This is a genomic window from Rhodococcus sp. NPDC080181 (assembly GCF_040702225.1).
GTDB lineage: Bacteria > Actinomycetota > Actinomycetes > Mycobacteriales > Mycobacteriaceae > Rhodococcoides > Rhodococcoides fascians.
The window spans coordinates 19293-38571 of sequence record NZ_JBFBKN010000027.1 but is presented as its reverse complement, the minus strand read 5'-3'; the positions used below and the strand labels follow the sequence as shown (position 1 = coordinate 38571).

At 65.1% G+C, this 19279-nt stretch carries 18 protein-coding genes; 8 read left to right on the top strand and 10 right to left on the bottom strand.

Annotated features, from left to right (window positions below):
* Positions 1-91: 91 nt before the first annotated feature.
* Together AB0O58_RS22920 and phoU are read left to right on the top strand one after the other, a co-directional pair.
* Entirely contained in the window at positions 92-2068 is a 1977-nt protein-coding gene (locus AB0O58_RS22920; protein ID WP_283542732.1) for an LCP family protein, read from the top strand.
* A gap of 66 nt (positions 2069-2134) precedes the next feature.
* Positions 2135-2809, top strand: a complete 675-nt coding sequence (phoU, locus tag AB0O58_RS22915) for a phosphate signaling complex protein PhoU (protein ID WP_027495872.1) — start codon at positions 2135-2137, stop codon at positions 2807-2809.
* A gap of 127 nt (positions 2810-2936) precedes the next feature.
* On the opposite strand, the gene pstB is transcribed toward phoU, so the two are convergent.
* From pstB to AB0O58_RS22885, 6 genes are all read right to left on the bottom strand, one after another.
* On the bottom strand, positions 2937-3713 hold the full coding sequence (gene pstB, locus AB0O58_RS22910; protein WP_027495871.1) for a phosphate ABC transporter ATP-binding protein PstB: 777 nt from the start codon (positions 3711-3713) through the stop codon (positions 2937-2939).
* A gap of 36 nt (positions 3714-3749) precedes the next feature.
* The gene (pstA, locus tag AB0O58_RS22905) at positions 3750-4658 is read right to left on the bottom strand and encodes a phosphate ABC transporter permease PstA (protein WP_027495870.1); all 909 of its coding nucleotides are present in this window, start codon (positions 4656-4658) and stop codon (positions 3750-3752) included.
* A gap of 3 nt (positions 4659-4661) precedes the next feature.
* On the bottom strand, positions 4662-5699 hold the full coding sequence (gene pstC, locus AB0O58_RS22900) for a phosphate ABC transporter permease subunit PstC (protein ID WP_027495869.1): 1038 nt from the start codon (positions 5697-5699) through the stop codon (positions 4662-4664).
* Positions 5700-5786: 87 nt separating this feature from the next.
* Positions 5787-6887, bottom strand: a complete 1101-nt coding sequence (pstS, locus tag AB0O58_RS22895) for a phosphate ABC transporter substrate-binding protein PstS (RefSeq protein WP_032367500.1) — start codon at positions 6885-6887, stop codon at positions 5787-5789.
* Between the two features lie 199 nt (positions 6888-7086).
* Positions 7087-8025, bottom strand: coding sequence for a mycothiol synthase (gene mshD, locus AB0O58_RS22890; RefSeq protein WP_366238841.1), 939 nt, complete (start codon positions 8023-8025; stop codon positions 7087-7089).
* Complete coding sequence (locus AB0O58_RS22885; RefSeq protein ID WP_027495866.1) at positions 8026-8784, bottom strand: response regulator transcription factor; 759 nt, start codon at positions 8782-8784, stop codon at positions 8026-8028. It lies immediately after the preceding gene.
* A 130-nt stretch (positions 8785-8914) separates the two neighbouring features.
* On the opposite strand from AB0O58_RS22885, the gene AB0O58_RS22880 reads away from it, so the two are divergent.
* The 5 genes from AB0O58_RS22880 to AB0O58_RS22860 all read left to right on the top strand — a co-directional run bounded on the left by AB0O58_RS22880 (position 8915) and on the right by AB0O58_RS22860 (position 12021).
* Complete coding sequence (locus AB0O58_RS22880) at positions 8915-9694, top strand: LmeA family phospholipid-binding protein (RefSeq protein WP_027495865.1); 780 nt, start codon at positions 8915-8917, stop codon at positions 9692-9694.
* Positions 9691-10104, top strand: coding sequence for a thioredoxin family protein (locus tag AB0O58_RS22875; RefSeq protein WP_032388884.1), 414 nt, complete (start codon positions 9691-9693; stop codon positions 10102-10104). The genes AB0O58_RS22880 and AB0O58_RS22875 overlap by 4 nt, the downstream gene beginning before the upstream one ends.
* Positions 10105-10358: 254 nt before the next feature.
* Positions 10359-10835, top strand: coding sequence for a DUF4395 domain-containing protein (locus AB0O58_RS22870; RefSeq protein WP_027495863.1), 477 nt, complete (start codon positions 10359-10361; stop codon positions 10833-10835).
* Positions 10836-10877: 42 nt separating this feature from the next.
* Complete coding sequence (locus AB0O58_RS22865) at positions 10878-11714, top strand: sulfurtransferase (RefSeq protein ID WP_027495862.1); 837 nt, start codon at positions 10878-10880, stop codon at positions 11712-11714.
* Between the two features lies 1 nt (position 11715).
* Positions 11716-12021, top strand: coding sequence for a DUF1416 domain-containing protein (locus tag AB0O58_RS22860; RefSeq protein WP_008719402.1), 306 nt, complete (start codon positions 11716-11718; stop codon positions 12019-12021).
* A gap of 67 nt (positions 12022-12088) precedes the next feature.
* Here AB0O58_RS22860 and AB0O58_RS22855 read toward each other — a convergent pair whose 3' ends face one another.
* Entirely contained in the window at positions 12089-13648 is a 1560-nt protein-coding gene (locus AB0O58_RS22855; RefSeq protein WP_366238839.1) for a cutinase family protein, read from the bottom strand.
* A gap of 376 nt (positions 13649-14024) precedes the next feature.
* Between AB0O58_RS22855 and AB0O58_RS22850 the strand changes: the two genes are divergently transcribed.
* A complete protein-coding gene (locus tag AB0O58_RS22850; RefSeq protein ID WP_027495859.1) occupies positions 14025-14690 on the top strand; it encodes an FABP family protein in 666 nt (221 codons plus the stop codon).
* A 193-nt stretch (positions 14691-14883) separates the two neighbouring features.
* Here AB0O58_RS22850 and cydC read toward each other — a convergent pair whose 3' ends face one another.
* From cydC to cydB, 3 genes are read right to left on the bottom strand one after another with little or no spacing between them, the layout of a single operon-like run.
* A complete protein-coding gene (gene cydC, locus AB0O58_RS22845) occupies positions 14884-16548 on the bottom strand; it encodes a thiol reductant ABC exporter subunit CydC (RefSeq protein WP_366238838.1) in 1665 nt (554 codons plus the stop codon).
* Complete coding sequence (cydD, locus tag AB0O58_RS22840; protein ID WP_366238837.1) at positions 16541-18241, bottom strand: thiol reductant ABC exporter subunit CydD; 1701 nt, start codon at positions 18239-18241, stop codon at positions 16541-16543. Before cydD ends, cydC begins: the two co-directional genes overlap by 8 nt.
* A complete protein-coding gene (gene cydB, locus AB0O58_RS22835; protein ID WP_048320528.1) occupies positions 18238-19275 on the bottom strand; it encodes a cytochrome d ubiquinol oxidase subunit II in 1038 nt (345 codons plus the stop codon). The genes cydD and cydB overlap by 4 nt, the downstream gene beginning before the upstream one ends.
* Positions 19276-19279 lie beyond the last annotated feature (4 nt).

Here is a 19279-nt window from a genome sequence, read left to right as displayed (position 1 = left end):
ACGAAGTGGACCGCGCCGCTCGAGTCAGTACTATGGCTTGGATTGCCGAGTAGACGGCACATGCGTGTGATGGAAGGCCAGGTTCGAATTCGTGGGAGACGATCGAGAGTCGGGCCCGTCTGTGCCCGAGGGTCGCGCCCCATGGGAGCGCCCGCTGTCCTCTATCGGACGAACCGGCGCAGGCGGACGTTCCGGACAACGTCCTCCTCGGTCCGACGACCCCGCCACACCCGACCCCTCTGGTTCGGAACCCGACTCGACAGACTCCGATTCTCCACCGAAGCCGGGTGACAGCGGCCGACTGGGTAAACGCTCCCCGCGCAACGCGGACACGGTGTCGGTCGCCGAGCTGGTCGACAAGATGTCTCGTTCGGGAGCCACCCGACGTGATCCCCCCGAACGGCCGGACGTCGAAGAGCCCACCGAGGTCATCTCACCGATCACCGACTCCACTCCCCCGCCGGCTCGGGCGAACCGTCCGATGCCCACCCCGCCGCCGCACGCTGCCCCCGAACCCGTCGGAGCACCCGCCGCCGACCGGCCGGCACTGACGCGTCTGGCGATGAGCCGAGTACGGCGACGACGACGGATACGCATGATCGGCCGAAGTCTGGTCTCGATCGTCGCCATCCTCGCCGTGGCACTCACCGGAGTGGTGTGGGGCTATCTACGCAACACCGATCAGGGATTCCTCCAAGTCGCCGCGCTCGACCCCGATTCGACCGACGTCGTCGACGCCGCAGGCCAGTACGGAGACGAGACCTACCTGATCGTCGGCACCGATACGCGCGCCGGTGCCAGTGGGCAGGTGGGCGCAGGAACCGTTACCGATGCCGAGGGATCTCGATCGGACACCGTCATGCTCGTCAACATTCCAGCCGACCGCAGCCGCGTCGTCGCCGTGTCGTTTCCTCGCGACCTGGACGTGACCCGACCCGAGTGCGAGCAGTTCGACAACGTCACCAATACCTACACGGGCGAGATGTTCCCGGAGGCGTACGGCGACAAGCTGAACGCCACCTACGCCCTCGGCGGCCCGAAATGCCTGGTCAAGACCATTCAGAAGATCTCAGGACTGCGGATCGGACACTTCGTCGGCATGGACTTCGCCGGTTTCGAGTCCATGGTCGACGAGGTCGGCGGTGTCGAGGTGTGTACCGCTCAGCCTCTCGTCGACTACGAACTCGGAGACGTGCTGCCCAACGCCGGTACCCAACGCATCGACGGACGCACCGCACTGAACTACGTCCGAGCCCGGAACATCGAATCGGAGGGCAACGGCGACTACGGCCGGATCAAGCGCCAGCAGCGCTTCCTGTCGTCGCTGTTGCGATCGGCGTTGTCGAACAAGGTGCTTCTCGACCCGGGCAAGCTGAACGGATTCGTCAACGCGTTCACCTCCGACACCTTCGTCGAGAACGTCAAGACCCAGGATCTGGTGACGCTCGGCCGATCGCTGCAGAACGTCGACGCCGGCGCGGTGACCTTCCTGACCATTCCCACCACCGGAACCAACGACTACGGCAACGAGATCCCCAACGACGACGCCATCGGCGCCATCTTCCAGGCCATCATCGACGATCTACCGTTGCCAGGCGAAGAACGGGCGGAACCGGTGACACCGGAACCGACCCCGCCGCCCGCCGCTCCCGAGGCCCCGCTGCTGGCCGTGGATCCGGGCACCGTGTCGCTGCAGGTGTCCAACGCGTCGGACATCGCGGGAATGGCACAGACCGCGTCCGATCAGCTGGCGACGTACGGATTCCAGATCCTCACGGTCGGTAACTTCTCCGGCTCCGCCGCTCAGACCGTCGTTCGATATTCCCAGGATCAGGAAGCTGCTGCGGCGACGGTGGCGTCGGCGATACCCGGCGCTGCGATCGAACTGGCTCCGAGCCTGAACAACGTCGTGGAGGTGGTTCTCGGTTCCAACTACCCGGGCTACACCCAGTACCCGGCCGGCGTCGGTGCACAGATCGACCCCACCCAGGTGGAGGGAACGACCGAAAGTGCTCCGCTACCCGAGGATCTGTCGTTCACCAACGCGGCCGACGACACGTGCGCCTGACTCCATTCATTCCCCGTTAACCCTCGGGACAGAGAACTGGTCGGTGTGACCTACTAAACTGCGCACATGCGCGTCGCCTACAACGAACAGATGAACGAGCTCGCCGATCTCCTCGGAGAAATGGCGAGCCTGGCTGGTGCGGCCATGGAAAAGGCCACGCAGTCTCTCCTCCAAGCAGACCTGGTTCTCGCCGAGCAGGTCATTTCCGAGCACGACAAGATCACCGAGCTCAGCGCGATCTGCGAGGAGAAGGCATTCACGCTTCTTGCGCTGCAGGCTCCGGTCGCGGGCGATCTCCGTTCGGTGGTGGCCGGCATCCAGATCGTCGCCGACATCGACCGAATGGGCGCACTCGCACTCCACGTCGCCAAGATCACCCGTCGCAGGCACCCGAACCATGCCCTCCCCGAGGTCGTCAACGGCTACTTCGCCGAGATGGGACGCCTCGCCGTGCAGATCGGTGCGTCGGCCCGCGAGGTGCTCGAGACCCGCGATCCCGAGCGCGCTGCGAAGCTGCAGGAAGAGGACGAGGCGATGGACGATCTGCACCGTCACCTCTTCACGGTGCTGATGGACCGTGAGTGGAGCCACGGCGTCGCCGCCGCGGTGGACGTGACCCTGCTGGGCCGCTTCTACGAACGCTTCGCCGATCACGCCGTCGAGGTCGGCCGCCGAGTCATCTTCCTCGTCACCGGCCAGCTTCCCGCCGACCTCCACCAGCAGAACATTCCCAGCTCGTAGCACCCACTTCGCTCGAGGTCGAGTAGCGCTGCGCGACAACGCTACTCGATCTCGGCCCCAGGGCAGGAGCACAAAAAGAACCCCCGTCGAGCTTTCGCTCGGCGGGGGTTCTCTGTGCGGTGTGCGGTTATCCGAAGCGGCCGGAGATGTAGTCCTCGGTGGCCTTCTGCGTCGGATTGGAGAAGATCTTCTCGGTGTCGTCGATCTCGATCAGCTTGCCGGGCTTGCCCGTTGCCTCGAGGTTGAAGAAGCCGGTCTGATCGCTCACGCGCGCGGCCTGCTGCATGTTGTGCGTGACGATCACGATCGTGAAGTCCTGCTTGAGTTCCTGAATCAGGTCCTCGATCGCCAGTGTCGAGATGGGGTCCAGGGCCGAGCACGGCTCGTCCATCAGCAACACGTCGGGAGAGACGGCAATGGCGCGGGCGATGCACAGACGCTGCTGCTGACCACCGGAGAGTCCGCCACCGGGCTTGTCGAGGCGATCCTTGACCTCGGTCCACAGGTTGGCACCCTTGAGCGAACGCTCGGCGATCTCGTCGAGCTCCTTCTTGCCGCGGCCACCCTGCAGCTTCAGCCCGGCGACGACGTTGTCCTTGATGGACATGGTCGGGAACGGGTTGGGTCGCTGGAAGACCATGCCGATGGTGCGTCGCACACCGACGGGGTCGACGCCACTGCCGTAGATGTCCTCGCCGTCGAGCAGCACCGAACCTTCGACGCGAGCGCCGGGCGTGACCTCGTGCATACGGTTGAGCGAACGCAGGACGGTCGACTTACCGCAGCCGGACGGTCCGATGAACGCGGTGACGCTGCGCGGCGGGACTGCCAGAGTGACGTCGGAGACGGCATGGAACTTGCCGTAGTAGATGTTGACGTCCTTGAGATCGAGACGCTTTGCCATGTTCTGATTCCTTAGGATTCTCTGGAGTCGGGTGGGTCAGAAGTTCTTGGGCGAGAAGAACTTCGAGACCAACTTCGCGCCGATGTTGAGTATTGCGACGATCAGGATCAGCGTCAGGGCTGCTCCCCACATGCGCTCCGCGGTGAGCACGCCGGTTCCTGCTTTCTGCAGGTCGACCATCATGAGCGGCAGTGACGTCTGCGGCCCCTCGAAAATGTTGAAGTTGATGGCGGTGGCCGAGCCGACCAGGATCAGCACCGGAGCCGTCTCACCCATGACGCGGGCCAGCGCCAGCATGATGCCGGTGACGATGCCGGAGAGCGCGGTGGGGATGACGATCTTGGCGATGGTCTTCCACTTCGGCACGCCCAGTGCGTAGGACGCCTCACGCAGGTCCTGCGGAACGATGCGCAGCATCTCCTCGGCCGACCGCACGATGACCGGAATCATCAGCAGCACGAGGGCGAAAGCAACGGCGACACCGGAGCGCTGGAACCCGAAGGTGGCGATCCACAGCGCGTAGATGAACAGGGCCGCGACGATCGACGGAACACCGGTGAGGATGTCGACCATGAACGTCGTGACCTTGGCCAGTTTGGTCCCTGCGCCGTACTCGACGAGGTAGATGGCGACGAAGATGCCGATCGGGATGGAGATGACGGCGCAGAACAGTCCTTGCAGGAGGGTTCCCACGATCGCGTGGTACGCACCACCGCCGGCGATGAACTGGGTGATTCCGGCCTGCGAGTTCTGCCACCAGGCCGGTGCGACCACAGCGGACAGTCCACGTGAGATCACCGTGTAGAGCACCCAGATCAGTGGTACGAGGGCGACGAGCACCGACAGGCTGACGAGAATCGTCGCCGCGAGGTTCGACGCCTTGCGCCGGGCGCTGACGCCCTGGAACGTGGGCTCCTTGACGGGCTTGTCCATGGTTGCGGTCATGGGTCAGTCCTTCTTTCCGGCGATGGCGGCGCGGGCACCGGCGTTGACGACGAAGGTCAGGACGAACAGCACCAGACCGGCGGCGATGTAGGCACCGGCCTGCAGCGGGTTGTTGAACTCGCCTGCTGCCAGCGCGATCTTGGTCGCGAATGTGGAACCGCCGTCGAACAACGTTCCGCCGAAGGTCGCCTGGGTGCTGCGGATGATGATGTAGAGCGCGATGGTCTCACCGAGTGCGCGTCCGAGGCCGAGCATCGAACCGCTGACGAAGCCGGACTTGCCGAACGGAATGACCGTGGTGCGAACAACTTCCCAGCGAGTGGCTCCGAGCGCGAGAGCCGCCTCGACCTGGCCCTTGGGCGTCTGGACGAACACCTCACGGGTCACGGCGGCAATGATCGGCAGGATCATCACGGCGAGCACGATGCCGCCGGTGAAGATGGTGCCGCCGCCTGCGATCGATACCGAGCCGGTGCTGAACAGCGGGAACCAGCTCAGCGACGAGTTCAGCCATTCGGCGAACGGGCTGATCGCCGGGGCCAGGACGTACAGGCCCCAGAGGCCGAAGACGATCGACGGGACGGCGGCGAGGAGGTCGATGACGTAGCCGAGCGGTCCGGCAACACGCTTGGGCGCGTAGTTCGTCAGGTAGATCGCGATACCGAGCGCGACGGGCATCGCCAGGATCAGAGCGAACAACGACACGGTGACGGTGACCAGAAACAGGTCGAGTACACCGAACACCATTGCCGAGGTGTTCGAGGTGTCCCACGCGCCGTTGTAGGTCAGGAAGTTGACCGTGTTGTTGGACAGTGAGGGAATCGCTCGCCAGAGCAGGAAGATGCCGACCGCAGCGATCAGGGCGATGATGAAGATGCCCGAGCCCTTGGCCAGGCCGGAGAAGATCCTGTCACCGGGACGGGTGACCGTCCCCGATGTTTTCGAGTCTGACAATTGTGGTTCTTCCGGTTCGTGGGCGGCACCTGTGGTAGGCACGGTAGCCGCCGAGGGGATGCCGGTGATCGAGTGGGTGTCGCTCATACCGCTCACTGTCTCGTGTCGATGCAGGGTGGTCCGCCTTCGGCCCGCGTCACCGCGAGCCGAAGGCGAAACCGGGTTTATCGAGGATCAGGCGATCGCTTCGATGGCGGTGACCAGGCGTTCCTTGAATGCGTCGGGCAGCGGCACGTAGCCGGCTTCTTCGAGGCCCTGCTGGCCCTCGTTGGCTGCACTGAGCAGGAAGGACTTGACTGCTGCCGTGGTGTCGGCGTCGTAGCCCTTCGAGCAGACGATCTCGTAGGTCGCGAGGACCAGCGGGTAGGTGTCCGCTGCGTCGCTGGCGTAGAGGCCGTCGATGTCGATGACGAGGTCGTTGCCCTCGCCCTTGAACTTCGCGGCGTCGATTGCCTTGCCTGCGGTCTCGCTGCTCAGCTCGACCGGTCCGTTACCGAAGTCGACAGCGGCCTTGCCCAGCGACTCCTGGTCGGCGAAGCCCTTCTCGACGTAGGTGATGGCACCGGGGGTGGCGGCGACGGCCTGGGCGACGCCCGAGGATCCGTTGGCACCTTCGCCGACGCCGCCGGCCCAATCGGAGCTGTGGTTCAGCGTCCACGCCTCGGGAGCGGATGCGGCGAGGAAGCGCTGGAAGTTGTCGCTGGTGCCCGACGAGTCGGAGCGGTAGACCGGGGTGATCGCGGTCGACGGGAGCGTTGCGCCCTCGTTGAGTGCGGCGATGGCCGGGTCGTTCCAGGTGGTGATCTTGCCGGTGAAGATCTGCGCGATGACGTCGGGGTTCAGCACCAGGTTGTCGACACCGTCGACGTTGTAGGCCACTGCGACCGGGCCGAAGACCAGCGGCAGGTTCCACGCCGGGTTGTTGGCGCAGCGCACGGCGGCCTGTGCGGCCTGGTCGTCCTTGATGGACGAGTCGGAGCCGGCGAAGTCGACGAGGCCCGCGACGAACTGCGTGCGGCCGTTACCCGAACCACTGGTGGTGTACTCGACGGCCTTGCCCGCGCAAACGCCGGAGTAGATCGAGGTGAAGTTGGACATGGCGTTCTGCTGTGCGGACGAGCCTTCACCGGTCAACGGGGACTTGCCTTCGCACGAAGCCGAGGACTGCGATGCACCGTCCGTGGTGGCGACGTTCGCGTCGCTACCGCATGCGGCCAGCAACATGGCACTGACTGCCACTGCACTCATGAGAGCACCGTTGCGCTTGAGGTTCACCTGTTTCCTCCGAGGAATCTTGGGCCGTGATCGCGGCGCGAACTCGAGGTTCGCGCTGCGACTGTGAAGGTGCCGGCTCAGAAGAACCCTCGCACCAGGCAGCGTAGGTTGCCGCCCAGAGAGAAAGGTAAAGGCAGGTGGTAGACGTTTACCCCCGCGTGGGTGAACGGAAGATGAACACCGTGCTGGAAATGTCCGATTACGCGGTCCGCGCGTACGCGGCGTCGACGTGGTAATTCGCGAACCCGAGCTTGGTGTACGTGTGCACCGCCGCGGTGTTGTCGGCCTCGACGTACAGCATGATCTGGTCCAGTTCGCGACCGCGCAGATAATGCAGCCCGGCCAGGGTCAGTACCCGTCCGAGACCGCGACCCTGCGACTGCGGATCGATACCGACCACGTACACCTCACCGATGGCCGGGTCGTTGCCCCCAGGGAGTGGAGCCTGCGGAACGACCCGATCCTCGGCCGCGTGAACTTTCGTCCAATGGAATCCGAGCAGGTGGTCGCTGCCTTCCTCGAAGGCCAGGAAAAGACCCGCGGGATCGAACCACGGCTCGTCTCGCCGCGACGCGATGTCGCGGTCGGTCCAGCCGCCCTGCTCGGGATGCCAGGAGAATGCCGCGTTGTTCACCCTCAACAATTCGGCATCGTCCTGGTGCCCGCGATAGGTTCGCAGCGAAATACCTTGTGGTACAACCACATCGGGCAGTTCGGGCTCTGCCGCGGCCCGTCGCATCTGCAGCAGTTCCCGGGCCACCGTCAGCCCGAGCGCACGCGCCACGGACTGTGCTGCGGGCAGATTTCCGTGCGCCCAGATCCGCGTGCCGGAGCCGAGATCGAGTGCGCTGCTGACCAATCGCCGACCTATGCCGCGACCGCGATACTCCGGATCGACCACTGCCTCGGCCATACCGTCGGCGGCGCCGACGTACCCGACGACTCGATCTCCGTCGGTGGCAACGAATCGAACGACGCCCTCACCCGCGTCGACGGCCTTGACGGCCTGCTCCGAGAGCGGCGCAGTACCGTCGACTTCGGTTGCACGCGAAAGGATCCGGTGAATCTCGTCGCTGACGCGCGAGGACGGTGCGTCGCCGTCGAGGGGGTGGACGTCGAACGCAGTATCCGAATTCATCTACGAGAGCGTACTCTCTTGCTCGAACTCGAAATCCGCATCGTCGGAATCGCCGGCCATGGCGTCCGGAGCCGTACCGCCCTTGGAGTTACGCGACGGACGCACGGCCTTGTAGCCCACGTTCCGCACCGTTCCGATCAGCGACTCGTACTCGGTACCGAGCTTGGCGCGGAGGCGTCGAACATGGACGTCGACGGTGCGAGTGCCACCGAAGAAGTCGTAGCCCCATACTTCCTGCAGCAACTGGGCACGCGTGAAGACGCGGCCCGCATGTTGAGCCAGGTACTTCAGCAACTCGAATTCCTTGTAGGTCAGATCGAGTGGGCGACCGCGCAACCGGGCGGTGTACGTGCCCTCGTCGATGACCAACTCACCGAGCGTGATCTTGCCCGACGTCTCGGGACTCGCAACCCCGCCGCTCCGGCCGACCAACAGACGTAGCCGAGCGTCCAGTTCCGCGGGACCTGTGCCGGGCAGCAGGATGTCGTCGAGCCCCCAGTCGGAATTGACTGCGACCAGGCCGCCTTCGGTCAGGACCGCGACCACGGGAATGGCCGAGCCGGTACTACCGAGCAGCCGACACAGACCGCGAGCAGCAGCCAGATCGGTACGTGCATCCACCAGCGCGATGTCGGCGGAACCGGCTTCGAGAAGAGAAGACACCTCGGTCGGCACCGGCCGGATGTGGTGAGCCAGCAACGCGAGAGACGGGAGTACGCCCTCCGGATTGGGATCGGAGGTCAGTAACAGGAGCTCCACTGCGTCTCCGTTCTTACCGCTGGCCGGTCCAGCCGACGCTGGAATCGAGTGATCGTCAAGGACACAGACTAGCTTGTCCGTACAACCGGTCGAAGCGGGCAGTACGCGATGCTTCGGTCACAATGGACCGGTGCGCACACTTCTCATCGGACTCGTCAGCCTGTTGGCCCTCGCGCTCGTCGTCGATTTCGGGGCCGCGGCCTACTCCGAATATCGCGTCTCGCGCGCCATCCGCGACGGCGGCGAACTCACCTCGGACCCCCAGGTGATTGTGCACGGTTTTCCGTTCCTCACCCAGGCCGCCGACGGCCGCTATCAGAACATCGAGATCCGGGCCCAGGACGTCCCGACCGAATACGTCGGCTCGACGACCATCGAAGCCAATCTGCGCGGCGTCCACATCGCCCTGTCCGACCTGATCGACAACAACGTCCGCGACATCCCGGTGGACGAGCTCGACGGCCGCGTCCGCATCGAGGCAACCGATCTCGGACGGTTCCTCGGCATCGTCGACCTGCAGGTTTCCGCACCTCCGGCCGACAAGTCCGACGGCACGGGCGGCTCCGGCGGGTCGGGCAAGACCACCGCCGGTGGCGTCGTACTGACGGGAACGGTTCCGGTGGGACCGCTGCAGACCACCGTCAGCGTGCAGGCCGACCTTCTGCTCGAAGGTGACAGTGTCGCCATCGTGGCATCGGACTTCTACTTCGGACCGGAGGGGCAGGCCGACTTCACGATTCCCGATTTCGCCAAGCCCACCGTTCTCGGTCTGTTCACCAAGACCATCGAACGCCAGAGCCTGCCGTTCGGACTGCTGCCGACGGACGTATACGCGGAGGGTTCGCAGATCGTCGTCGAAGGGTCGGGAGAGAACGTGAACATCGACCTCAACGAGATCGAAAAGCCGTGACAGGGATCACAGTTTTGGTTGTCGTGGCGGTTCTCGCCGTTGCTGTCGGACTGATTCTGCGTCGTCGTTCCGGTGCCGTACGCACCATCGCGTCCACCGATTCCGACGACCTTCTCCCGCTGCTCGTCGATGCGGGCGTGACTTCGGGAACTCCGACGATTTTGCACTTCTCCGCGGACTGGTGTGGTCCGTGCGCTGCCGTGCGTCGTGTGGTGCATCAGGTTCTCGCCGACCGCACCGACGCACGCGAAGTCGAACTCGACATCGATGCTCATCCTGTTCTCGCCCGTGAACTCGGAGTGCTCTCGCTGCCGACGACCTTCGTCCTCGACGGAGAACTGCGTCGGCGTTCGAGAATTGCCGGCGTGCCGTCGGCCGCAGCCCTGCGCGAGGCTCTCGACGCGCTGTAGGGCAAGAGCTACTCAGGTGGGTGGTACGACGCGCCCCTGGTAACGGGTAGGATGCACTTCGTGTTCTCCCGCCGCGAGCTCATGCTCACCAGTCGACGCACGGTTGATCTGTGCCGACTGGGCGGTTGTTGCTGTCGCTGCTGCTGATTTCCGTCTGCCGCCACGCCCATGCGTGATGCCGGCCCGATGATCGAAATCCAGATCCGAGCACCGGCGACAAGCCGTGCCCCGGCCTCGCACAGGAGTACCTCTCGATGTCGACATCCGACACCCACACCACCACGATCGACCAGGTCGACGTCCGTGGTCCGCGCTTCGCCGCGTGGATCACCACCGCAGTTCTGGTCGTCGTCCTCCTCGCGAGCACGGTCTCGGTTCCCGCAGCGGCAATCCTGCTGGGGCTCCAGGCGATCGTGTTCGGAATCGGAGCCGTCCGCGGACCCAAGCACAGTCCGTACGGCACGATCTACGCGACATTCGTTGCGCCGCGGCGCTCACCGACCACAGAACGTGAGCCGGTGGCCCCGTTGAAGTTCGCCCAACTGGTGGGCTTCGTGTTCGCCGCCGTCGGAGTCCTCGGATTCGCTCTCGGCGCTCCCGTCGTCGGCACCGTAGCGACAGGCTTCGCGCTCTTCGCGGCGTTTCTCAACGCAGCGTTCGCAGTGTGCCTGGGCTGCATGATCTACCCCCTCGCAGCTCGATTGCGCGGCAACTCGCGCACCGCAGCGTGACAACTACCCCCTGATCCGACAAGAAAGACCGAAAGGAACACCATGGCTCGCTCCGACGTCCTGGTCTCTGCCGACTGGGCCGAGCAGAACCTGAACGCACCGAAGATCGTCTTCGTCGAGGTCGACGAAGATGCCAGCGCCTACGACGGCGGACACATCGAAGGTGCGGTCAAGCTCGACTGGCGCAAGGACCTGCAGGACCCGGTTCGCCGCGACTTCCTCGATCAGGAGCAGTTCTCCGGCTTGCTCTCGGCCAAGGGCATCAGCAACGACGACACCGTCGTGCTCTACGGCGGAAACAACAACTGGTTCGCCGCCTACGCCTACTGGTACTTCAAGCTGTACGGCCACAAGGACGTCAAGCTGATCGACGGCGGCCGCAAGAAGTGGGAACTCGACGGCCGCCCGCTGTCGAAGGACGTCGTCAGCCGGGAGAACACGCAGTACCGCGCCGAGGCACCGGATCTGTCGATCCGCGCGTTCCGCGACGAGGTCATCGACGCCATCGGCAACAAGAACCTGATCGACGTGCGCTCCCCCGACGAGTTCTCCGGCAAGATCCTCGCGCCGGCACACCTCCCGCAGGAGCAGGCTCAGCAGCGTGGCCACGTCCCGTCCGCGATCAACATCCCGTGGAGCACCACCGCCAACGAGGACGGCACGTTCAAGTCCGACGAGGCACTCGAAGAGCTGTACAAGACCAAGGGCTACGACGACAGCAAGGCCACCATCGCCTACTGCCGCATCGGTGAGCGCTCGAGCCACACCTGGTTCGTGCTCAAGGAACTCCTCGGCAAGGAAGACGTCAAGAACTACGACGGCAGCTGGGTCGAATACGGCTCCCTCGTCGGAGCACCCATCGAATTGGAGGTTCACTGATATGTGTGGAGCACCCGTACAGGGTCAGACCATCCCCGCAGGCGTCGACGTCGAGAAGGAAACGGTCATCACCGGCCGTGTCCTCGCCGGCGACGGTGAGCCGGTAGCGGGCGCATTCGTCCGTCTCCTCGACGGCACCGGCGAATTCACCGCCGAGGTCGTCGCGTCGGGAACCGGCGATTTCCGCTTCTTCGCTGCCCCCGGACAGTGGACGCTGCGGGCGTTGTCCGCATCGGGCAACGGCGACACCGTCATCACGCCCGAGGGCGCGGGCGTGCACTCGGCCGACGTCACCGTCGGAGTCTGAGTCACCGACTCGATCACATAGAAGAACCCCGCACCTGGCAACCAGGTGCGGGGTTCTTTTCGTTGCTCTAGCCGACCGCTCGCGCCGGCTCGGGGACCGTGGAGTACTGCGGCGGGAACATGCCGGGAGGTACCGGGATGCCCTGGGATTCGAGGAAGGCTCCGAGGTCGCTGACGCGAGTCTGCGTCCCCGGCTCCGGCAGCACCCGGGATTCCTGGGCGGGCGCGGGCGTCTCGGGTGCCTGGGTCTGGGGTGCCTGGGTCTGGGGTGCCTGGGGCTGGGGTGCCTGGGTCTCGGGGGTGGCCGGGTCGACCGCGGGAGGCGCGTTCTTCTTCTCACGTTCGGTTCGGGCGAGATCGGTCACCCACGCGACCATCTTTTCGCTTTCCCACTCGACCCCGTCGTTGGGGTCGTTGTACCAGTAGGACAGGTGCTGCAGAAAGCCGATCGCCAGGTAGGGGCCGAGCACGACGTCGACGATGCCCTTGTTGTTCTCCACCAGGCCCTCGCCCTCGGCGCGCAACTTCGCCTTCACCGTTTCGGCACCCGGACCGAGGGCCCAGTTGAGATCGGCAAGTAGTTGATCGGGCGACAGCGCTGCTGCAGCCTTCGCGTCGTCCACCTGATACTGCCGGTCGGAGACTTTGACGAGAACCTGCAGGAGCGTCTCGTCCGACTCGAGCCACGACTTGTTCGTGGCGATATCGATGATCGCGCGGGTGGCAATGGAGGCAACCGTCCGACCGAAGTCGGAGACGGTCTGCACCGGGTTGAGCAGCGTCAACCGCATCTGACCGAGTACACCGAGCGCCAGCTGCAGCAGTTCGATCTTGTCCGGCGAGTCGCAGGCGAGATCGTAGGGCCGACACGACCAGGTGACCTTGTCCGTCATCGACCCGTAGTCCCGCGGCGACTGATCCATGAAGCCGCCGAGGGACTGGCCAACCTCGTCACCGAAGTTCGGCACGCCGGCCGGGCGGTAGGGCGACCCCACCATGACGACACCGACGACGTCGTCGGACGTGACGAGAGCATTGGGATCACGGTGGCCGAGTTCCATCGTCACGCGATCGAGAATTTCGCCGCCGACGCTGTACCCGAGCAGCGCGAACTTGGTCTTCTCACCGCACTTGGTCTTGTACTCGTCCATCAACCGATTGGTCGACGCGATGCCGTCGGCGATCGACTCCTGGTAGGTCGGCACGTTGTCGAGTACGTCGAAACCGTAGGTGGAGGAATACGGGACGTAGAGCCAGCCGACGGTGCCGGGGCTGTCCGCGTTCGCCTCACCGACCGGAACGGTGACGTTGCCGACCCAGTTCGACGCGATCGTCTGCGCTTCTTCGTTGAGCGGATTGCGATCGGAGTCCGAGTCGGTGGCTCCGGACACCGCCAACAGCAGTACGTCCGGGCAGTCCTGCGCGTAGTTGTTCGGATCGATGTTCGGGCCCTGAGACGAACCGAAGTCGGCCGAACCCGACTCTGCCGAACCCGAATCGGACGATCCCGAGTCGGGCGCGGCCAGCGCAGCAGCGGGAGCTGCAAGGGCCAACGCCAAGGTGACAACCGCCGATCGAACCAATACGGAACCGAACGACGATGTCAGAACACGCTTACGACGCAGCATTTCTGCAGAGACCTCCCCAGCCTTACAAGACAACAGCCTTTTCGACACACAAAGTGAATTCGTCGGCGCTCTCGAAGTCGAGAGCCCGACGCCCCCGGGAAGAAGGTACCTGCTCGAGTCGATTTCGCCATCACTACGAGTGATCCAGGGCACTGCGGGCCGCAAAAATGGTGGTGTGTCACCAATGCCACATCGCGGAAACGGACAGTTGTCATCGACCGGTCTCGCCGCGGGTTAAACTCGGTTCCGTGGTCATCTTCTTCGAGGTATTGCTGGCGCTTGCGGCAGTAGCCATCATCGCGTTCTCGCTCTATGTCGTCTACCGACTGGTCAACGACGAGTCGTGACGGAACCGGGCGCGGGCAACCCCGACAGCATCGACGACGGACTGGGCACCCCTATCACCAGCGGTGACCAAGCCATTTCGGCTGCCGAGCAGAAGTTCGCCGAGGCGTCGGCGCGCAACATCCCGGTGCTGCCCGACATCCCCCATCCGGACGACACCGCAAACCTGCGGCTCGGCCCCGATCTGCACCCGTCGATGCTGGCGCTGCTGCCACTCGTCGGCGTGTGGCGCGGTCAGGGCGAGGGGCACGATCCCGAAACGGACACCGACTATCCCTTCGGTCAGCAGATCGTCGTCTCCCATGACGGCGGCAGCTACCTCAGCTGGGAATCGCGCTCCTGGAGACTCGATTCCGACGGTAATTACGCGCACCCCGACCTTCGGGAGACCGGGTTCTGGCGCATCAGCGGCGGCGACGGAGTCAAGGGGTCCAAGGACGAAGAAGTCGTCGAGCTGCTGCTGACGCACAGCACCGGCGTCGTCGAACTGTATTACGGTCACGCCCTGACCCAGTCGTCCTGGGAACTTGCCACCGACGTCGTCATCCGCAGCACCTCGGGTGCACTGGTGGGCGGAGCTCGCCGCCTGTACGGAATCGTCGAGGGCGGGGATCTGGCGTACGTCGAGGAACGTGTCGTCGCCGACGGCCCGCTCGCACCGCGTCTGTCGGCCCGCCTCACCCGCTACATCGGCTGACGCGGAATCTTCTTCGGATTTCGGGGGCCGTTCGCATGCGAACGGCCCCCGAGCCATACCTGATGTCAGGTCCCGACCGGACAGGTCGGGGGCTCGGGGGCCGGGTAGCTGCCTGGGATTCGCCTGCCGCTCGCGCGGTCTTCGCAGTGAATCCGTCAGCGATTGCGGCTAGCTGACAGCCACCTCACGCGTCCTAGAGTTCATCAACTTCAGACCACCTCCTCTCTCGTGTACTCCCAACGTACGCCCGCGATCGGGAGTCGGCAAAGGGTTTTTTCGCAGTCCGGTCTCCGAGGTCGATCACCTGGTCGGCGTCGGTGTTCTCGGGCAATTGGTGAGTGACGACGACCACCGTTCGCTCGGCACCGAACAGCCCGTCGTCGGTGGTGAGCAGCTCGCGCAGAATCCGTTCGCCGGAGATTCTGTCGAGATGTTCGGTCGGCTCGTCCAACAGCACGACGGGCGCGGTGCTCAGCAGTGCGCGTGCGAGAAGGAGTCGACGACGCTCGCCACCCGAGACCGCCTGCGCCCCACCGATCAGTGTCGTGTGAACGCCCTGGGGCAACGCGTCGAGCCACGGTCCGAGACCCACTCGTCGCAATGCCTGCGTTGCCTGGTCTTCGTCCACGTCGCCGCGCACCACTCGCAGGTTCTCCAGAATCGAGGTGTCGAACAGGTGCGCGTCTTCGGCGAACAGCGCTGCATCCGAGCCGAATTCGACGGCGAGTGCGCGCAGCATCGTCGTCTTTCCCGATCCGCTGGGCCCGATGATTGCGCTCCGCGCATGTGCGCGAAAGTTCGTAGCAGGGGTCGGGCAGGAGTGGAGCCCGCGGAACGACCCGTCCAGGCAGGAGTGGAGCCCGCGGAACGACCCGTTCAGGCTGCCACTCACATGGGGAGCCGCATCGAGCATGGTCATGATTCGGGTGGCCGCGATTCGGCCGCGCATCAGTGCGATTGCCGCTGCGGGCAGCGCTGCGGTCGCCTCGAATGCGGCCAGTGGAACCAACACGATGATCGCGAGCGCCATCGGCGTCATGCCGCCCGCGGTGCCTCCGTCCGGGCCGTACAGCCCGATGCCGATCAGCAACGACCCGATCACCGACGCTCCGATCGCCAGTGGCTGTGCGGCATCGGCGAGTGCCGACGGACGCGCCGCGCGATCTCGCGCTTTCACCGAGTCGTGTGCTGCGCCCTCGGCTTCGGCGAGTGTCGCGTCCAGACGACGGGCGACTCGCAGTTCCGCCGCATGGTCGAGTGCGCGGACGGCTGTCTCGGCGAAGCGCACGTCGGCTTCGACACCGGCTTCCTCGGCGATCCTCGCCGACCGGGCCGCGAGTATCGGTGCACCCACGCCGGCGATCAGCAATGCCACCGCCAGAATCGATGCGGCGGCAGGTGCGATTCCCGCGAGCAGGCCCACGGCCGCGAGCATCATCAGCACGCTCACACAGATGGGAACGACGGCCCGGATGACGACGTCACCGAGAACGTCCACGTCCGCACCGGTGCGCGCCAGAACGTCACCCCGTCGCAGTGCGACCGCGCCGTTCCCGTTCGCCAATTTCTCGTAGATTCTCGTGCGGGCCGCCGTCGTTCCGCGCAGCGCCACATCATGGGTGGTCAAGCGTTCGAGATACCGAAACACCCCGCGCGAGATACCCAGCGCCCGAACGGCTACGACGGCAACCGACAGGTCCAGCACCGGTGGCATCTGCCACGCCCGGGTGATCAACCACGCCGACAGTGCCGCCAGGGCGAGCGCACTGCCCAGCGTCGCCACTCCGGCCAACACGGCCAGTACGACTCTGCGCGGAGACAGCTCGAGCAGCGCCAGCGCTCGTCGCAGATCAGACATGCTCGAACTCCCGCTTCGTGGTCGAGTCGCTGCGGACCTCGACGATGCGGTCGGCGGCATGCAGCACCGAACGCCGATGACCGACCATCACCACGGTGACGCCGCGGTCGGCGGCATCTCGAACCGCCTGCAGCACAGTCGCTTCACTCACCGGATCCAGGTGTGCCGTCGGCTCGTCCAACAGCATCACCGGAGCATCGGACACGAAGGTACGTGTCAGTGCGAGGCGCTGTAGCTCGCCGAGCGAAAGCCCCACCCCACCCTGCCCGACGCGGGTGTCCCAGCCCTCGGGGTGTTCTCGAAGCACCTCGTCGAATCCGGCTGCGCGGCAGGCGAGTTCCAGTGCAGCCGAGTCGGGGATTCCGTGCAGGGTCACGTTGTCGTAGAGCGTGCCCGGCACCAACACCGGCCGCTGCGGGAGCCAGGCCACCTGCGCCCACCACTGTTCGAGATCGAGTTCGGCGATCGGCACTCCCCCGACGCTCACCGCGCCGGTCGACGGCGGAGTCAACCCCAGGATCGCGTGCAGCGCAGCCGTTTTACCTGCGCCGTTCGGTCCGGTCAGGACCGTGACGGTGCCCGCCCGGCACAGCGCACTCAGCTCCGCTGGTGCCGCTCCGTCCCGACTTGCAACGCCGAGCCCGTCCAGCTCGATGTCGACGGCTGTCGTGTCGACGGTGCGGCCACCGGTCGGCCGCGCTGTTCGCCGGTCCAACACCCGGAATGCACGATCGGCTGCCTCGACGCCGTCCTCGGCCGCATGAAACTGGGTGCCGACCGCGCGCAGTGGAAAGTACACCTCGGGCGCGAGGACGAGCGCGATGATGCCGGCTTCGAGTGTCATCTCGCCGAACACCAGCCGCAGCCCGATGCCGACGGCAACCAGCGCTACACACAGCGTCGCGAGCAACTCGAGCACCATCGACGACAGGAACGCAATCTTCAGTGCGCGCATGGTCGTTCGACGATGGGCGTCGCCCAATGCACGAACACGAGCGGCCGGTCCGTGCTCGCGCCCGAGCGCGCGCAGAGTCGGCAAGCCTGCCAACAGATCGAGCAGTTGCGCAGACAACCTGGTCATCGTGGTGAGCGTGGCGGCCGCCCGGCCCTTGGTCAGCAAGCCGATCAGGATCATGAAGACGGGGATGAGCGGCAGGGTCACGGCGATGATGGCGGCCGACGTCAGATCCTGTGTGAGGATGACGATCAGGACCAACGGGGTGACGATGACGGCCAGCACCAGCGCCGGCAGATAGCCGGTGAGGTACGCCCGTAGTCCGCCGATGGCGCGGGTCACGACGACGGCCAGTTCCTCGCGCTCGGCGTCGAGCTCGCGAGGCTCGAAACGCGTTGCCGTCGTGAGTACTTCGATCTCCAGCTCGGCGACGACCCGCGACGCCGACCGGTGTGCGTAACGAGACTGGGCTCCGGTCGCGAGCACCCGAACCACTGTTGCACCGGCCAGGACGACCAGTTCCGTCGTCCATGCGGACAACGATCTGGCCGACGGGTCGGTGATGACGCCGGCCAGCACGCGTCCGATCGCCAGTGCACTCACGATGATGCACAGGGTGACCACGGTCGACAGCGCGACCGTGACGAGCACGTAGCCACGGGCGGAGCGTGAGTACTTCCACAGTCGCGGATCGACCGGGCCCTTCGGCCGTGTCCGCGAAGTGGTGGGTGCGGTCACGACTTCACCGACAGCCCGATCGAGTCGGGGATCTGGGCGCTCGAAATACGTTGCCGGAAAACCCAGTACGTCCACGCCTGGTAGCCGAGGACGACGGGCGCAGCGAAGGCCGCAGCCCACGTCATCACCGTCAACGTGTACGGGCTGGACGACGCGTTGGCGATGGTGAGATCGAAGGCGGCGTCGGTGCTGGACGGCATCACGTTGGGGAACAGGGACGCGAACAGCAGCACGACGACGGCGACGATGGCAATGCAGGTGAAGACGAAGGCCCAGCCCTCGCGCACTTTCGCCGTCAGCGCGACGACGAGCAACAGGGCCACTGCTGCCACCGCGAAGAGTACCCACGTCCAGGTTTTCCCGTACGCGAGTTGGGTCCACAGCGCGAAGGCTCCACCGACGAGCACTGCCGGAACCGACAGCCACGCTGCCATTTTCACCGAGTCCTCGTGGACGTCGCCGGAGGTCTTGAGCGCGATGAACACGGCACCGTGCAGTGCGAACACCACGGCCATCGTTACTCCGCCGAGCAGTGCGTACGGGTTGAGGAGGTCGAAGAACCCTGCGGTGACCTTCTTGTTCTCGTCGATCGCGACTCCGCGGACGATGTTGGCGAACGCGACGCCCCACAGCACAGCCGGAACCCACGAGCCGATGCCGATGCCGATGTCGCAGCGTCGACGCCACACCGGGTCGTCGATCTTGCCGCGCCATTCGATGGCGCAGATGCGCAGGATGAGCGCCACCAGGATCAACAGCAACGGCAGGTAGAAGCCCGAGAACAACGTGGCGTACCACTCGGGAAACGCCGCGAACAGGGCACCGCCTGCAGTGATGAGCCAGACTTCGTTGCCGTCCCAGACCGGGCCGATGGTGTTGAGAACTGCGCGACGACGCTTCTCTCCCGTCACGGGGTCGGGGTGCCTACCCAGAATGGGCATGAGCATGCCGACGCCGAAGTCGAAGCCTTCGAGCACGAAGTAGCCGACGAAGAAGAAAGCGATGATAAGAAACCAGAATTCGGGCAGTGACATTGCT

Excerpts from the sequence above, each read along its gene's own strand:
- phoU (WP_027495872.1), top strand. The coding sequence starts at position 2,135 with ATGCGCGTCGCCTACAACGAACAGATGAACGAGCTCGCCGATCTCCTC.
- pstB (WP_027495871.1), bottom strand. The coding sequence starts at position 3,713 with ATGGCAAAGCGTCTCGATCTCAAGGACGTCAACATCTACTACGGCAAG.
- pstA (WP_027495870.1), bottom strand. The coding sequence starts at position 4,658 with ATGACCGCAACCATGGACAAGCCCGTCAAGGAGCCCACGTTCCAGGGC.
- pstC (WP_027495869.1), bottom strand. The coding sequence starts at position 5,699 with ATGAGCGACACCCACTCGATCACCGGCATCCCCTCGGCGGCTACCGTG.
- mshD (WP_366238841.1), bottom strand. The coding sequence starts at position 8,025 with ATGAATTCGGATACTGCGTTCGACGTCCACCCCCTCGACGGCGACGCA.
- AB0O58_RS22870 (WP_027495863.1), top strand. The coding sequence starts at position 10,359 with ATGTCGACATCCGACACCCACACCACCACGATCGACCAGGTCGACGTC.
- AB0O58_RS22865 (WP_027495862.1), top strand. The coding sequence starts at position 10,878 with ATGGCTCGCTCCGACGTCCTGGTCTCTGCCGACTGGGCCGAGCAGAAC.
- AB0O58_RS22860 (WP_008719402.1), top strand. The coding sequence starts at position 11,716 with ATGTGTGGAGCACCCGTACAGGGTCAGACCATCCCCGCAGGCGTCGAC.
- AB0O58_RS22855 (WP_366238839.1), bottom strand. The coding sequence starts at position 13,648 with ATGCTGCGTCGTAAGCGTGTTCTGACATCGTCGTTCGGTTCCGTATTG.
- cydC (WP_366238838.1), bottom strand. The coding sequence starts at position 16,548 with ATGTCTGATCTGCGACGAGCGCTGGCGCTGCTCGAGCTGTCTCCGCGC.
- cydB (WP_048320528.1), bottom strand. The coding sequence starts at position 19,275 with ATGTCACTGCCCGAATTCTGGTTTCTTATCATCGCTTTCTTCTTCGTC.